Below are 14,325 nucleotides of genomic sequence, written 5' to 3'. Positions count from 1 at the left end.
CTCCGATCGGACCCCTGGGTGGGTCCTGCACCCGAGGGACGGAGCCGGTGCGGCCTTCTCGACATCGCCCGTCCGGCGCCGCGGGAACGCTCAGCTCCGGCTGGTCCAGGCGCCGACCGTGCGGCCGGTGGCGCCGAAGACGTCGGCGGCCTGCTCGCTGCGCAGCGCGACGAACGTCCCCTCGGCCTCGGCCAGCACCACCTCGGGGGTGTCCTCGGCGACCAGCCGGGCGTGCGCGGTGGTCCGCCGTCCGTCGGTGCCGCCCATCTCGGCGGTGAGCAGCAGCGGCACGCCGAGGTGCACCGGCCGGCGGTAGCGGACGGTCAGCGCGGCGGTCAGCCCACCCCGCCCGGCGGCGCGCAGTGCGCGGGCCAGCACGTGGTCGAGCAGCGTGGCCACGACCCCGCCGTGCACCAGCCCGGGTGGCCCCTCGTGCGCCTTGCCCACGGTGACCCGGCCGGTCGCCCGCCCGTCGGGGCTGTCGGTCGCGACCAGCGGCGGCGCCACGGGGCTGCCCGGGCCGTACACCGGGCTGTACCAGCGCTCGCCTGTCTCGGGGTCGTCGACGCGGGCGATCTCGTGCAGCCCCCGGCCGGCGGTCCGCAGCCGGGCCGTCAGGTCCCGCACCGCGGCGGCCACCGACTCGAGCTCCGCCTCGGGCACCTCGGTGCGGACGGCGGCGTCGACCAGCTCGCGCAGCGCGCCGCCCAGCTCCCCGACGACGACCCGGCGCCCGGCCCGCTCCTCCGGTGACAGCGGCTCACCCACGCGGCATGCCGGCCGCGCGCAGCAGCCCTCCCCCGACGATCACCCGCTGCACCTCGCTCGTGCCCTCGTAGAGCCGGTACAGCCGGGCGTCGCGGTAGAACCGCTCGACCGGCGTGGTGCGCAGGTAACCCAGCCCGCCGTGCACCTGGACGGCGCGGTCGGTGGCCCGCCCCACCATCTCGCTGCACCACAGCTTCGCCGACGACGGCCCGATCGAGGTGTCCTCGCCGCTGTCGTAACGGGCCGCCACCTCCCGGACCATCGCCCGACCGGCCAGGTGCTCGGCGTGCACGTCGGCGATGAGCGCCTGCACCAGCTGGAACCGGCCGATCGGGGCACCGCCCTGCTTGGCGGTGGCGGCGTAGGCCACCGACTCGTCGAGCACCCGCTGCGCCATGCCGACGCACAGCGCGGCGATGTGCAGCCGGCCGCGGGAGAGCACGGTGAGCGCCTTGGCGTACCCGCGCCCCTCCTCCCCGACCAGCGCGTCGGCGGGCACCCGGACGCCGTCGAAGAACACCTCCGACGTCCACGCTCCGGACTGACCCATCTTCTTGTCCCGGGGCCCCAGCGTGACCCCGGGCGCCTTGGCGTCGACGACGAAGCTGGAGATCCCCCGCCCGCCCCTCTCCTCCGGGTCGGTGCGCGCGAAGACGACGAACAGGTCGGCCAGGGGCGCGTTGGTGATGTAGCGCTTGGCGCCGTCGAGCACCCAGCCGTCGCCGTCGCGGCGGGCGGCGGTGCGCAGGCCGGCAGGGTCGGAGCCGGCCTCGGCCTCGGTGAGCGCGAAGGACCCGATCAGCTCCCCGGCGGCCATCCGCGGCAGGTACGCCTTCTTCTGCTCCTCGCTGCCGAAGCGCGCGATCACCTGCCCGGCGATGCCGTTGTTGGTGCCGAACAGCGAGCGGAACGCCGGCGTCGTGTAGCCGAACTCGAAGGCCAGCTCGACGTCCTCCCGCATGTCCACGCCCAGGCCGCCGTACTCCTCGGGCAGCGCGTAGCCGAACAGGCCCATCTCGGCGGCCGCGTCGCGCAGCTCCTCGGGGATGCGGTCGTCGAGGTCGATCTCCTCCTCGCGCGGGACCACCACCTCCCGGACCAGCCGGCGCACCGCGTCCCGGATCTGCGTGAAGTCCTCGGCGTCCACGGCCCCATGGTGCCGGTGCGCGGGCACCCCCGGCGAGCGGGCCTCGCAATGCGGCACAGGTGGCGATGAGCGACCGGGCGAGCACTCCCCGTTGTGAGCAGCGGTCGGCGGCACTACGGTCGTGGGCGGCACCCGAACCAGTGGTGCCGCTGCCACCCGGAGTAGCCGTGCACCTCTCCGTCGCCGTCGTCCCCGCGCCCGCCCAGGTCGTCGTCCGCCTCACCGGCGACGCCGGGCACCCGACCCTCGCCCGCCTCACCTCGGCACTGACCCGGGCTGCCGGCCACGGCACCGGCAGCGTCGTCGTCGACGTGGCCGGGGCTCGCTTCGACGACGGCACCGGTCTGCAGGCCCTGGCCGGCTTCAGCGACACCCTCGCCGCGGCCGGCCGCCGCTGCCGGGTGGTCGGCGCGCCCGCCGCCGTCCGCCGCCAGGTCTGGGAGGCCGGCCTGGCCGGCCGGCTGGAGCTCGACGGCCCGTTGACCGGGCAGGACCCCGTGCGCCCCCGCCCGCCGCGGCCCGACCGCGAACCGCCGGTCACCGCCGCCTGGGTGCCGTCCCTGCACGAGGAGCCGCGCCGCCCCCGCCCGGAGCCGCACGCCGTGCACGGCCCCCGGGGCCTGCGGCGCTCGGCCACCCCGGTCGCGCTCGACCGCTGGCGCTGACGCCGGAGGCCCAGCGGGAACCGCCGCCGTCCCCGACGATGCTCCTCAGGTCCGACCGGCGACACCGGCACGAGGAGACGGCATGGGCGAGATCGTGGTGCTCCGGCACGGCGCGACCGAGTGGAGCCGCAGTGGCCAGCACACCGGCGTCACCGACCTGCCCCTGCTGCCCGAGGGCGAGCAGCGGGCCCGTGCGCTGGCCCCGAGCCTCGCCCGGCGACACCTCGTCGAGGTCTGGGTGAGCCCGCGGCAGCGGGCCCGGCGCACCGCCGAGCTGGCCGGGCTGACCCCCACCGCCGTCGACGAGGACCTCGTCGAGCTCGACTACGGCGGCTACGAGGGGCGCACCACCGCCGAGATCAGCGAGCAGCTGGGCCGCGAGTGGTCGGTCTGGCGGGACCCCGTCGTGCCCGGGGACACCCCCGGCGAGACCCTGGAGCAGGTCGGGAAGCGGGTCGACCGGGTGCTGGAGCGGGCCCGCCGGCGGCTCGACGACGGCGACGTCGCGCTGGTCGCGCACGGGCACGTGCTGCGCGTCCTGACCGCCCGCTGGCTGGACCTCGAGCCGGCCGACGGCAAGTTGTTCGCCCTGCCCGCCGGCGCCTACGGGGTCCTCGGCCACGAGCACGCGCGGCCGGTGCTCACGGGGTGGGGTCTGGACTGACCGCCGCGGCCGGGGCGGTAGCGGGGGCCTCGGGCCGGCCGAACAGCCAGCCCTGGGCGAGGTCGGCGCCGAGCGCGGTGACCTCCTCGGCGGCCCGCTCGTCCTCCACGCCCTCGGCCACCACCACCGCGCCGAGGCGGTGGGCGTGCGCGGCGACGGTGCGGACGACCGCGCGGGCGCCGTCGTCGGGCAGGGCCGAGACCAGCGGGCGGCCGAGCTTGACCACGTCGGGCCGGACGACGTCGAGCAGCGAGGCGCTCGACCAGCCCGCGGCCACCTCGTCCAGGGCCACCCGCCAGCCGTGCGCGCGGTAGGACTCGAGGACGGCGAGCAGGTGCCCGCGGTCGGCGACGGCGGCCCGCTCCCCCACCTCGAGCACCAGCTGCCCCGGCCGCAGACCGGCCAGCGCCACGGCCTGCGCGGTGCTGTCCAGGTCGGCGTCGGGCCGCAGCACCGAGGTCGGGTGGGTGTTGACGAACAGGTCGGCGTCGCCGAGCCAGTCCGCCGCGCCGGCGATCGCGCACTCGCGGCCCACCCGGTCCAGCCGCGGCAGCCAGCCCGCGGAGTCGGCGACGAAGAACAGGTCGCCGCCGTCGACGGCGCGGCCGTCGGAGTCGCCGCGCAGCAGTGCCTCGTAGGCCACCACCGAGCGGTCGGCGAGGGCGACGACCGGCTGGTAGGCCGACCACAGCTCGGCCTCGGCCAGCACGCCGACCTCCGCGGTGACGCCGCGCCGGGCCAGCTCCTGGGCGAGGGTGGGCGCGGTCAGCAGCGCGCGCACCAGCGCCGTGTACTCGTTGGCCGGGTCGGTGGCCACCCGCACGGCCTCCGCCTCTGCGCCGGTCAGCTCGCGGGAGATGCGGTCGAAGAAGAGCTCCACCGCCAGACCGTCGTGCTCGTCGGCCAGGTCGAGCAGTCCCGGGGCGGCGAAGGTCGACAGCCCGACCGCGCGCGCCACCGCCGCCACGGCCGGCAGCACGTGCTCGGCCGCGCTGGCCAGCAGGACCCGGGTCGCCGCCTCCGGCAGGTCCCACTCCTCGCGCCGGCGGGCCGCGCCGATCGTGCTCGCCACGGCCAGCAGGATGACCGACGCGCCGGGGCGCGGCGGGCAGGCGCGCGGGCGCGCGAACAGGCGGGTGCACCGCGCAGCCGACCACCGTCGCGGGGCCCCGGAGGCCCTAGGGTCGCCCCATGGCTGCTGCCCCGGTCACCGACCCACCGGCACGCACGGGCCGCGGAGGACGACCACGCGACCCCAGCCGCGACGACGTCATCCGGGCGGCGATCCTGCGACTGCTCGGCGAGGTCGGCTACGGCGCGCTCACCATGGACGCCGTGGCGGCGGAGGCCGGCGTCGGCAAGGCCACCATCTACCGCCGCTGGCGCACGAAGCAGGACCTCGTCATCGACACCGTCTCCGAGCTCAACCGCGCCTGGATCCTCGACGCCGACACCGGGTCCCTCGAGGGCGACCTGCGCCAGCTCGTGCACCGGATGGTCGAGATGATGGCCAGCCCCGTCGGCGCGGCCACCCGCTCGCTGCTGGCGGCCATGCAGCACGAACCGGCGCTGATCGACGCCTTCCGCGAGGGCCCGATGGCGATCTGGCGGCGGGCTTTCGCCGACATGTGGGCCCGCGCCCAGGCGCGCGGCGAGGTGGGGCCCGGCATGACGCAGTCGATCCCGGCCGAGGCGGCCACGGCGCTGTTCGTGCAGCGCTGGCTGGTCACCCGCGAGCCGGTGGACGCCGCCTACGCCGACGCGGTGCTCGAGCGGGTCGTCCTCCCGCTGGTCCGCCAGGAGTCCACCGGCAGCCGGGCGGGCTGACCCCCGGCCCGGTCACCAGCCGAGCGTGCCCGGCTCCCCCTTGAACGGCCCGACGACGTCGTCGGTGATCCAGCCGCCGTAGAAGTCCCCGGCCTGGGCGCGGACCTGCTCCCCGTCGACGGTGGCCCGGTCCACCCGGCTCGGGTAGAACGCCACCGCCCCGCGCAGGTGCTCGTAGCCGGCGGTGGGCTGCTCGTAGGACCACGCGACCGACGGGCGGCGTGCCCCGTCGACGACGGCGTCCCAGTACGTGGCCGCGCCCTTCCACTCGCACCACGACGAGCCGCCCGCCCGCTCGAGCACCCCGGGGACGACGTCCTCGCGGGGCACGTAGTACACCGGCGGGTGGCTGGTCTCGCAGACCCGGACCGCGCGGGTGGTGTCGGCGACGACCCGCCCGCCGATCTCCACGACGACGCGCCGCGGGGTCACCTCGGCCGAGGGCGGGCGCGGGTAGTCCCACACCGACTCCTGACCGGGACCGGCCGGGTCCCGCCGGGGGGCGCGCACGTCAGCGCGTGCGGCGCGGGACCGTCCGCCGCGCGGCCCGGCGGTGCCGGACCTTCTGGACGACGACCAGCGACACCAGCAGGCCCAGGCCGCCCATGGTGGCCTTGCCGGCGGGCGACTGCAGGAACCGGGTGACAGCGGCCTGCCCCTGCGCCTTGAGCCGGTCGGGACTGCCCTTGAAGGCCAGCTGGTCCAGGGTGGCCGCCAGCGACTCGCGGGCGGCGTCGATCTCCAGCTGGATCTCTCGGGGGTCGCGAGGCTGAGGAGGCACGGCCGACAGCCTGCCAGACTCGGCCCCGACCGGCCCGTTCCGCCGAGCCGGGGCACTCTGCCGGGCGATCACACCTACACTCTGCGGCCACGCGGGAGTGGTGTAACGGCAGCCACGCCAGACTTAGGATCTGGTGCCTCCGGGCGTGCGGGTTCGACTCCCGCCTCCCGCACGCGGCGACGTCTCCGGGCCCCCTTGCCCCGGGCGGTCGCCGGGAGGAGCCTGCGGCCCCGTGGGGATCTACGGCCGGTGTGTCCGCCCCCGGCTGCTCGACCGGGCCCTGGGGCCGCGGCTGACCGGGCCGATCCGGGAACGGGTGTGCGCCGGGCTGACCGGGGACGTGCTCGAGATCGGGTACGGCTCGGGGCTCAACCAGCCGCACCTGCCGCCGGCGGTCACCGGGGTGTGGGCGGTGGAGCCGTCGGGGACGGCGCTGCGGATGTCGCAGGAGCGCCGCGCGGCCTCCCCGGTCCCGGTCGCCGTCGCCGGGGACGACGCCCGCGCCCTGCCCTTCCCCGACGACCGCTTCGACTCGGCGCTGTGCACCTGGGTCCTCTGCGGCATCCCCGACGCCGGCCGCGCGCTGGCGGAGGTCGCCCGCGTGCTCCGGCCCGGCGGTGTCCTGCACTTCGTCGAGCACGGCGCGGCCCCGGACCCCGCGGTGCTGCGGTGGCAGCGGCGCGGCACCCCGGTCAACCGCGTGGTGTCCGGCTGCGTCCTCGACAACGACGTCGCGGGGCTGCTGGCCGCCTCGCCGCTGGCGGTCACCGAGGCGAGGACCTGGTACCAGGACGGCGTGCCGCGGGTCGCCGGGTTCATGACCAGCGGGCGGGCCGCCGCCTGACCCGGCTGCTCAGCCGAGGGTGACGGTGAGGTCCACCTGCGGCGAGGGCAGCTCCGGGTCGTCGACGTCGCCCACCGCGACCAGGTGCACCGCGTCGCCGTCGGTCCCGCGCAGCGCCAGCCCCTCCACCTTGACCACCCGGCCGTCCACCTCCGGCAGCGGCACCACGTCGAGCACCCGGCCGCCGTCGGCGAGCACGAGGGCGGTGGCCACCACCGGGCCGTCGTCGACCGGGTTCGGGGTGTCCTCCGCGGCGGCCGCGAGCAGCTCCCGGCCGTCGGGCAGCGCGACCGCGTCGGTGACCGCCAGGCCGACGCCGGCCACCTCCCCGAGCTCCAGGACGTGCGCGGCACCCAGGGGCACCGGGCCGGCGCCTGCCCGGCCGAGCAGCACGGCGACCAGGGCCTCCAGCGGCACCTCGACCGCGGCGTTGGCCACGCCGGCGGCCAGGTTGCCCCGCTGGTACCAGCGCAGCACGTCCCCGGCACGGCTGGCGCCCTCCAGGTTCAACTGGTCGACCGGCACGCCGAGGCGCTCGGCGACGGCGCCGTACAGCGGCGCGAGGTCCGCGGCCCGCACGCCGGGCCGGTCGCCGTCGAGGGTGACGAGGACGCCGCGGGTGCGGCGCGCCGCCGACCCGGAGCCCAGCAGCAGCACGCCTGGGAGGCCGTCGGCCTCCACCGGGCAGGCCACCTCGAGGTCGGGCTTGAGGTGCTTGGTGCCCGCGGCCTCGGAGAACCGGTCGAGGCCCTCGACGGGCGGCAGCAGGCGCAGGCGCGCCACGCCGCCCGGGCGCTGCCAGGCCGCGTGCGTGGCGTCGTCCTGGGCGACGAGCCAGCCGTCCCCGAGCGGGGCGATGCCCGACGCCGCGGTCACCGGCGTCCCGTCGTCGAACCGGAGCCGCCGCACCGCCGTGATCCCCACCCGCACGCCGCAGCGGTGCCCAGCGCCGGGCCGGTCCACGCCGCCGACCGCGACGAGGATCACACCGGCGGCGTTCCCGCTGGTGGGCGCCGCGGCACCCGGGAACGCGACTGCGGGTCCTCCCGCGGCCCCGTAGTGTCGAGCGGACCGCCCGGTGTGACGACGAGGTCGCCGGGTGGTCGTCTTCCCCGCACGTCCTCGACCCCGTCGGAGCCCATGTCCTCGCGCACCGAGATCCAGCCGCGTCCCGACCAGGCCCCCGAGAAGCCCCCGCGCACCACCCTCTCCGTCAAGCAGGTGGTCGCCGGTGCCCTCGCCGCGGTGTCCGCCGCGGTGGCCGCCTCCTTCTTCGGGGTGGCCGGCACCGTCATCGGCGCGGCACTCGTCAGCGTGGTGAGCACCGTCGGGTCGGCTCTCTACACCGCCTCCCTCGACCGCACCGCCGAGCGGCTGAAGCGGACCCGGGAGCGGCAGGACACCCGTCCCGCGCCGGCCGCCGACGCCCCCGACGACGCCGCCGCCACCAAGGTGCTGCCGGCCGCGCTCGACCCGCGTCGCGCCCCGGCTCCGCGCCGGCGGCCCCGCTGGTCGCGGGTCGCGGTGTACGCCGTCGCCGTCTTCGCGGTCGCCATGGCGATCGTCACCGGCGTCGAGCTGGTGGGCAAGCAGCCGGTGTCGGCGCTGGTCGGCGGCACCGAGGACTCGTCGTCGTCGTCCACCACGATCGGTGAGCTGTCGACGGCGTCGTCGTCGCGGGACACCACGCCGGCCGAGACCGACCCCGCCGACGGGACCCCCACCGAGGCCCCCGCCACCCAGACCCCGCAGCCCGGTGACGACACCGGGGAGTCGACGACCCCCACCGAGGACCCGGAGGAGGCCGAGGAGTCCGCGCCGGCCACCGGGAGCGACGCCGAGGACGGCACCGGGTCCACCGAGGACGGCGGCGGGAGCGGTCAGACCGCTCCCGCCGAGCCCTCGACGCAGGCACCGCAGACCGGCTCGGGATCCGGCTCGGACACCGGCTCGGACACCGGCTCGCAGTCCGGGACGGACGGCGGCGCGGGGGCCGGGCCGGCGTCCTGACCCGTCAGCCGCGCGACCGGCGCGGGACGAGCTTCAGCAGCGCCATCCCGGCGAAGACCAGCGTCACGCCGGCGACCACCCACGCCAGGGCGTTGAAGCCGGTGTAGGCCAGGGCGGTCGAGCCGCCCACGCCGCTGGCGGTCACGTAACCCGCCTTGCTGTACACGTGCACCTCCCTCCTGGGGGGTCGGGTCGCCGCCGGGGCCGGCGGCGGGGATCAGGGAGTCGCCGGTGCGGCGACGTGGTGCCAGGTGGCCTCGCGCCGGCGGACGACGTCGAGCAGCGAGCGCACGAACACCGCCTGGATGAACAGGTCGTAGACCAGCTCCACCAGCAGCGGCAGGGCCAGGAGCAGGGCGCGCCACCCGCCGCGGCGGACGGTCACCAGGCGCTCGGCGAGGAAGACCAGGCCGACCGATCCCCAGAACGGGTCGAGGGTCAGGCCGCCGTCCCGGGACAGGACCAGGACGGTCAGCAGCAGGTAGGCCTGGAAGGCGAGGACGCCGAGGCCGATGCCCACCTGCTGTCCCCAGTAGCGCAGGGTGACCCGGGACAGGCCGTAGTGCCGCAGGTTCTCCAGGGCACCGCGCTGCCACCGCATCCGCTGCTTCCACAGGTCCGACCAGGTGGGCATGATCTCGGTGACCACCGCGCACGCCGAGGGGCTGGTCAGCCGCCAGCCGAGGGTCTTCAGCGCGAGGGTGAGCTCGTTGTCCTCGGTGAGGGCGAGGGTGTCGTAGACCTGGCCGCGGGTGCCCGGCAGCGTGCTGCCGCGCGCGGCGGCGACCTCCCGCAGCGCCCGCACCCGGAACAGCGTGCCGGTGCCGGTGAGCACCATGACCCGGCCGGTGCGGGCGACGTCGCGGCTGTAGCGGAGGTACTCGTTGCGCTGCAGCTGGCCCAGCACGCCGCTGCCGGGGTGGCCGTAGAACAGCCCGCCGGCCGCCCCGATCCGCGGCGAGCTGTCGAGGCTGGCCGCGGCCACCTCGAGGAAGCGCGGGGCGAGCTCGGTGTCGGCGTCCATCACCAGGACGTGGTCGTCGTCGCGCAGGTCGGGTGAGGGGCCGGCCGGGAGGTCGTCGTCCCCGTCGGTCCAGCCCGCCCGGGGGCGGCGGCGGTCGGGGCCGCGCCGGGGGTCCTCGGAGGCGCCGCGGCGGTCGCTGTCGGCGGTGCGGCGGAAGCGCTGCACGATCGCCTGGTTGAGCGCGCCGGCCTTCTTGTCGGTGTTGCCTACCGTCTCGTAGACCTCGGCGCCGTGCGCCCGCGCGATCTCCACCGTGTCGTCGGTGCAGTTGTCGGCGATGACCACCACCCGGTCCGGGCGCCGGGTCTGCTGCTGAAGCGCGGTCAGCGTGACCCCGATGTTCGCGGCCTCGTCGTGCGCCGGGATCAGCACCACCAGCCGGGCGCGCGCCGTCCCGCTGTCCTCCGCCATGCCGTGTCCCTCCGACGTCGGTCGTCGGGGAGGGCTTCGGCAGCCGGCCGGCGGCGGTGGAGCCCGGCCGGCCGGGCTCACCCGGAGGGGTCAGGAGCCGACGAGGGCCCGGTGCAGGACGGCGACGAGCTCCGCGCGCGTGACGATCCCGGCCAGCCGGCCGTCGTCGTCGACCACCGGCAGGTGGCGCAGCCCCCGGTCGGCCATGAGGCCGACCAGCTCGGAGACGGGCGTGTCGACGCCGACGGTGCTCGCCGGGCTGGTCATCACCTCCGCCACCGCGGTGAAGGCCACGATGTCGGTGTTGAACAGGTCGTGGACGGTGACGATGCCGACCACGTGCCCGTCGCCGGTGACCACCGGCAGCGCCTTGACCGCGTGCTGGTTCATCAGCATCCGCGCGCGGTAGAGCGTCTCCTGCGGCTGCACGGTGCGGACGTCGCGGGCCATCAGCGCCCCGACCCGCAGCTGCCCGAGCCGGCGGTCGAGCGCGTGTGCCTCGGCGTCGCGGACCAGCGCCAGCACGTCACCGGGCATGACGTCGAGGCCGCGGTCGAGGCGCTCCATCGCGGCGCGGACGTCCTCGGGCTGCAGCCCGACCCGGCTGGTCGGCGGGGCGTCGGTGCCCGGCGGCGGCGCCGGGGGGTCGGGCACGTGCGGGTAGGGCCGGCCGGTGAGGTTGTTGACCAGCGTCGCGACCGCCAGCAGCACGACGGTGTCGACCCCGACCGGCCACAGCGCGAACGCCCAGCCGTGGTCGGCCACCGCGGCGGTGCCGACGGCGGCGAACAGCGCGCACGCCCCGCCCGGCGGGTGCACGCAGCGCAGCAGCATCATCACCGGGATCGCCACCCCGACGGCGACGGCGGCGGCCAGCGTGACGTCGTCGAGGAGTTTCCCGGCGGCGACGCCGACGAGCGTGGACAGCGTGTTGCCCACGAGGACCGGCCACGGCTGGGCCAGCGGGCTGGCGGGCGCGGCGAAGAGCAGGACGGCGGTGGCGCCCATCGGCGCGACGATCCACGGCAGGCCCACCGGCCCGCCCGGCACGGCGTGCGCGCTGACCCCGGCCAGCGCGATGCCGAGCAGCGCGCCGAGCCCCCCGCGCAGCACCTCGGTGCGCCGGTAGCCGACCGGTCCCGGTCGCAGCGCCCCGATCCACACCCGCCGGTCCACGCGGCCCCCGTTCCTCCCGCGGGCGCCCGTGCCCGTCGCGGGCGGCACCCTACGTCGGGACGGGCCGCCGGGGGCTCAGCCCGCGCGCAGGACCCGCGCGACCTCCGGGACCAGCGCGGCGAAGGCCTGCCCGCGGTGGCTGCGGGCGTCCTTCTCCGCGGGCTCGAGCTCGGCGGAGGTGACCTCCAGGCCGTCGGGCCGGAAGACCGGGTCGTAGCCGAAGCCGTTGGTACCGCGCGGCTCGCGCACCACCCGTCCGCGCCACTGCCGCTCCAGCACCGACTCGGCGCCGTCGGGAGTGACCAGGGCGGCGGCGCAGACGAAGGCCGCGCCGCGCCGCTCGTCGGGCACGTCGGCGAGCTGGGCCAGCAGCAGCGCGGTGTTCGCCGCGTCGTCGCCGTGCCGGCCCGACCAGCGCGCCGACAGCACGCCGGGCATGCCGTTGAGCGCGTCGACGGCGATGCCGGAGTCGTCGGCGACGGCGGGCAGGCCGGTGTGGTGGACCGCCTCCCGCGCCTTGAGCAGCGCGTTCTCGGCGAAGGTGGCACCGGTCTCGGGCGTCTCGGGGTACTCGGGCACGTCGCGCAGGCCGACGACCTGCACCCCGGGGACGGCGCCGGCCAGCAGCCGCTGCAGCTCGGCGAGCTTGCCGGCGTTGCGGGTGGCGAGCAGCAGTCGGGTCATCGCGCGAGGGCCTCCGTCTGGACGCGGGTGAGGTCGGCGCAGCCGGCGACGGCGAGGTCGAGCAGCCGGTCGAGGGTGGCCCGGTCGAAGACGGCGCCCTCGGCGGTGCCCTGCACCTCGACGAACCCGCCCTCGCCGGTGCAGACGACGTTCATGTCGGTGCCCGCCTTCACGTCCTCCTCGTAGGCGAGGTCCAGCCGCGGCTCGCCGTCGACCACGCCGACGCTCACCGCGGCCACCGACTGCACGATCGCGGTCTTCTTCGCCAGCTTCCGCCGGTCGGCCAGCCAGCCGACGGCGTCGGCGAGGGCGACGTAGGCGCCGGTGATGGCCGCCGTCCGGGTGCCGCCGTCGGCCTGCAGGACGTCGCAGTCGATGGCGATGCTGTTCTCCCCCAGCGCGCTCAGGTCGACCGCGGCCCGCAGCGAGCGGCCGACGAGCCGGCTGATCTCGTGGGTGCGGCCGCCGATGCGGCCCTTGACCGACTCGCGGTCGCCGCGGGTGTGGGTGGCCCGCGGCAGCATCGCGTACTCGGCGGTGACCCAGCCCAGCCCCGATCCCCGGCGCCAGCGCGGGACGCCCTCGGTGACGCTGGCGGCGCACAGCACGCGGGTGCGGCCGAACTCGACGAGCACCGAGCCCTCGGCGTGGTCGAGCCAGTTGCGGGTGATGGTCACCGGGCGGAGCCGGTCGGCCGTGCGGCCGTCGGGACGGGTCACGGACGCCGAGCCTATCGACGCCGGCACGCCGTCCCGCGGCCGAGCTGCCACGATCGACGGCGTGAGATCGGAGCTGCGGACGGTGCGGACCGGCGGGGTGCCAGCGGTGGTGGACCTGACCGGGGAGTGCGAGGAGTTCGTCCGCGGCGAGGGCGACGGGCTGCTGCAGGTGTTCGTCCCGCACGCCACCGCGGGGCTGGCCATCATCGAGACCGGCTCCGGCAGCGACGACGACCTGCTCACCCAGCTCGACGAGCTGCTCCCCCGCGACGACCGCTGGCGGCACCGGCACGGCAGCCCCGGGCACGGCCGCGACCACGTGCTGCCGGCGTTCGTGCCGCCGCACGCCACGGTGCCCGTGCTCGAGGGCCGCCTGCAGCTGGGCACCTGGCAGCGCATCTGCCTGGTCGACCCCAACCGGGACAACCCGCAGCGCCACGTGCGGCTGTCGTTCCTGCGCGGCTGACGCGCCCCTGGCTGTGACCGCTTCGCCCGGCACGGCAGGATGCCGGGCATGACCGAGACCGCGCCCGCTCCCGTCCGCCTCGCGCCCGGCGACCCGGCGCCGGACTTCACGCTGCCCGACGCCGACGGCCGGCCGGTCTCCCTCGCCGACCACCGCGGCCGCCGGGTGATCGTCTACTGCTACCCCGCCGCGCTGACCCCCGGCTGCACCACCCAGGCGGTCGACTTCACCGCCGCCGCCGGGGAGCTCGCCGAGGCGGGGCTCGACATCATCGGCATCTCGCCCGACCCGCCGGAGAAGCTGCAGCGCTTCCGCGAGCAGGAGGGTCTGGGCATCACCCTGGTCTCCGACCCGGACAAGCGGGTGCTCACCGCCTACGGCGCGTTCGGCACCAAGAAGATGTACGGCAGGGAGGTCCAGGGCGTGATCCGCTCGACGTTCGTCATCGACGCCGAGGGCCGGATCGAGCGGGCCGCCTACAACGTGAAGGCCACCGGGCACGTGGCCAAGCTGCGCCGGGACCTCGGGCTGGGCTGACCCTCCGCCCACGGCGTCAGGCCGTCCAGGTGCCCGGCCGCGGCTGGCCGTGGCGGCCGCCGTCCCAGCCCGCGTCCCACGGGAAGCAGCCCGGCGGCGAGGCCCACGTCAGCTGCAGGGCCGGCACGGAGTACTCCGGCGGCCGCCGGTACCAGCGGTTGGCCCCGAGCAGGACCTCCCCGGGGTTGGGGCACTCCTCCACCACCAGGTCGGCCCGGCCGCCGACCCCCTCGAGCAGCTCGCCGGAGACCAGCGACCGGCCGCCGACGACGTCGGCGGCCACCGCGTCGAGCAGGGCGTGCGTGGCGGTGGCGCCCAGCCCGACGACCACCAGCTCCGGGTGCCCCAGCCCGAACAGCCCGATGGTGTAGCCGAAGGCGGGCTCCTCGGGCAGGTCTCCCGGCCCCACGTACTGCACGGCGAAGCGTGCGCGGCGGATGACTGCGGCGAGGTGGGCGTCCTCCTGGTCGAGCCAGGCGGTGGTCTGCGGGTCGGTGGTCATGCCAGGAGCCTGCGACCGGGCACCGACAGGACGCCGGGGCGCCGGCCCGGCGGTGGACGGGCGGGCCGGCTGTGGACGACGGTGCCTAGATCGTCGCTGC

The 14,325-nt window shown here is 76.7% G+C and carries 19 protein-coding genes and 1 tRNA gene; 8 read left to right on the top strand and 12 right to left on the bottom strand.

Features of this window, described 5'->3' with window-relative positions:
- Window positions 1-90: 90 nt before the first annotated feature.
- Entirely contained in the window at window positions 91-768 is a 678-nt protein-coding gene (locus ACI780_RS02680) for a PaaI family thioesterase (RefSeq protein ID WP_456870350.1), read from the bottom strand.
- Entirely contained in the window at window positions 761-1,915 is a 1,155-nt protein-coding gene (locus tag ACI780_RS02675; protein WP_457000644.1) for an acyl-CoA dehydrogenase family protein, read from the bottom strand. Before ACI780_RS02675 ends, ACI780_RS02680 begins: the two co-directional genes overlap by 8 nt.
- Before the next feature lie 167 nt (window positions 1,916-2,082).
- Here ACI780_RS02675 and ACI780_RS02670 point away from each other — a divergent pair, with 167 nt between their 5' ends.
- Window positions 2,083-2,580: an STAS domain-containing protein gene (locus ACI780_RS02670; protein WP_456870348.1), complete on the top strand. Its 498-nt coding sequence runs from the start codon at window positions 2,083-2,085 to the stop codon at window positions 2,578-2,580.
- A gap of 82 nt (window positions 2,581-2,662) precedes the next feature.
- Window positions 2,663-3,244, top strand: a complete 582-nt coding sequence (locus ACI780_RS02665; protein WP_457000643.1) for a histidine phosphatase family protein — start codon at window positions 2,663-2,665, stop codon at window positions 3,242-3,244.
- Here ACI780_RS02665 and ACI780_RS02660 read toward each other — a convergent pair.
- Window positions 3,222-4,316, bottom strand: a complete 1,095-nt coding sequence (locus ACI780_RS02660; protein ID WP_457000642.1) for an EAL domain-containing protein — start codon at window positions 4,314-4,316, stop codon at window positions 3,222-3,224. The genes ACI780_RS02665 and ACI780_RS02660 overlap by 23 nt on opposite strands.
- A gap of 119 nt (window positions 4,317-4,435) precedes the next feature.
- Between ACI780_RS02660 and ACI780_RS02655 the strand changes: the two genes are divergently transcribed.
- Window positions 4,436-5,071, top strand: coding sequence for a TetR/AcrR family transcriptional regulator (locus ACI780_RS02655; protein ID WP_456870345.1), 636 nt, complete (start codon window positions 4,436-4,438; stop codon window positions 5,069-5,071).
- A gap of 12 nt (window positions 5,072-5,083) precedes the next feature.
- Here the strand turns inward: ACI780_RS02655 and ACI780_RS02650 are convergent, their stop codons facing one another.
- Together ACI780_RS02650 and ACI780_RS02645 are read right to left on the bottom strand one after the other, a co-directional pair.
- The gene (locus ACI780_RS02650) at window positions 5,084-5,581 is read right to left on the bottom strand and encodes a DUF427 domain-containing protein (protein ID WP_457000641.1); all 498 of its coding nucleotides are present in this window, start codon (window positions 5,579-5,581) and stop codon (window positions 5,084-5,086) included.
- A gap of 1 nt (window position 5,582) precedes the next feature.
- Window positions 5,583-5,852, bottom strand: a complete 270-nt coding sequence (locus ACI780_RS02645; RefSeq protein WP_456870343.1) for a DUF3618 domain-containing protein — start codon at window positions 5,850-5,852, stop codon at window positions 5,583-5,585.
- Window positions 5,853-5,943: 91 nt separating this feature from the next.
- Here ACI780_RS02645 and ACI780_RS02640 point away from each other — a divergent pair.
- A tRNA-Leu gene (locus tag ACI780_RS02640) sits at window positions 5,944-6,024 on the top strand.
- A 60-nt stretch (window positions 6,025-6,084) separates the two neighbouring features.
- Window positions 6,085-6,696: a class I SAM-dependent methyltransferase gene (locus tag ACI780_RS02635; protein WP_457000640.1), complete on the top strand. Its 612-nt coding sequence runs from the start codon at window positions 6,085-6,087 to the stop codon at window positions 6,694-6,696.
- Window positions 6,697-6,705: 9 nt separating this feature from the next.
- Here ACI780_RS02635 and ACI780_RS02630 read toward each other — a convergent pair whose 3' ends face one another.
- Window positions 6,706-7,683 (bottom strand): DUF6910 family protein, encoded by a 978-nt coding sequence (locus ACI780_RS02630; protein WP_457000639.1) that lies wholly within the window; start codon window positions 7,681-7,683, stop codon window positions 6,706-6,708.
- A gap of 153 nt (window positions 7,684-7,836) precedes the next feature.
- Here ACI780_RS02630 and ACI780_RS02625 point away from each other — a divergent pair, with 153 nt between their 5' ends.
- A complete protein-coding gene (locus tag ACI780_RS02625) occupies window positions 7,837-8,706 on the top strand; it encodes a hypothetical protein (protein WP_457000638.1) in 870 nt (289 codons plus the stop codon).
- 4 nt (window positions 8,707-8,710) lie between these two features.
- Here ACI780_RS02625 and ACI780_RS02620 read toward each other — a convergent pair whose 3' ends face one another.
- From ACI780_RS02620 to rph, 5 genes are all read right to left on the bottom strand, one after another.
- Complete coding sequence (locus ACI780_RS02620; protein ID WP_176450154.1) at window positions 8,711-8,872, bottom strand: hypothetical protein; 162 nt, start codon at window positions 8,870-8,872, stop codon at window positions 8,711-8,713.
- Window positions 8,873-8,923: 51 nt separating this feature from the next.
- A complete protein-coding gene (locus ACI780_RS02615; protein WP_457000637.1) occupies window positions 8,924-10,141 on the bottom strand; it encodes a glycosyltransferase in 1,218 nt (405 codons plus the stop codon).
- Window positions 10,142-10,231: 90 nt separating this feature from the next.
- Entirely contained in the window at window positions 10,232-11,317 is a 1,086-nt protein-coding gene (locus ACI780_RS02610) for an HPP family protein (RefSeq protein WP_457000636.1), read from the bottom strand.
- Window positions 11,318-11,392: 75 nt separating this feature from the next.
- Window positions 11,393-12,001 (bottom strand): RdgB/HAM1 family non-canonical purine NTP pyrophosphatase, encoded by a 609-nt coding sequence (rdgB, locus tag ACI780_RS02605; RefSeq protein ID WP_456870337.1) that lies wholly within the window; start codon window positions 11,999-12,001, stop codon window positions 11,393-11,395.
- Window positions 11,998-12,720, bottom strand: a complete 723-nt coding sequence (gene rph / locus ACI780_RS02600) for a ribonuclease PH (protein ID WP_457000635.1) — start codon at window positions 12,718-12,720, stop codon at window positions 11,998-12,000. The genes rdgB and rph overlap by 4 nt, the downstream gene beginning before the upstream one ends.
- A 61-nt stretch (window positions 12,721-12,781) precedes the next feature.
- Here rph and ACI780_RS02595 point away from each other — a divergent pair, with 61 nt between their 5' ends.
- The gene (locus tag ACI780_RS02595) at window positions 12,782-13,186 is read left to right on the top strand and encodes a YjbQ family protein (RefSeq protein WP_457000634.1); all 405 of its coding nucleotides are present in this window, start codon (window positions 12,782-12,784) and stop codon (window positions 13,184-13,186) included.
- A 48-nt stretch (window positions 13,187-13,234) separates the two neighbouring features.
- Window positions 13,235-13,723, top strand: coding sequence for a thioredoxin-dependent thiol peroxidase (bcp, locus tag ACI780_RS02590; protein WP_457000633.1), 489 nt, complete (start codon window positions 13,235-13,237; stop codon window positions 13,721-13,723).
- A gap of 16 nt (window positions 13,724-13,739) precedes the next feature.
- Here the strand turns inward: bcp and ACI780_RS02585 are convergent, their stop codons facing one another.
- A complete protein-coding gene (locus ACI780_RS02585) occupies window positions 13,740-14,225 on the bottom strand; it encodes a DUF4262 domain-containing protein (protein ID WP_457000632.1) in 486 nt (161 codons plus the stop codon).
- Window positions 14,226-14,325: the final 100 nt, after the last annotated feature.

Source organism: Geodermatophilus sp. SYSU D00814 (assembly GCF_054050055.1).
The sequence above is the reverse complement of the archived record's forward strand: the minus strand, read 5'-3'. Positions and strand labels throughout refer to the sequence as shown.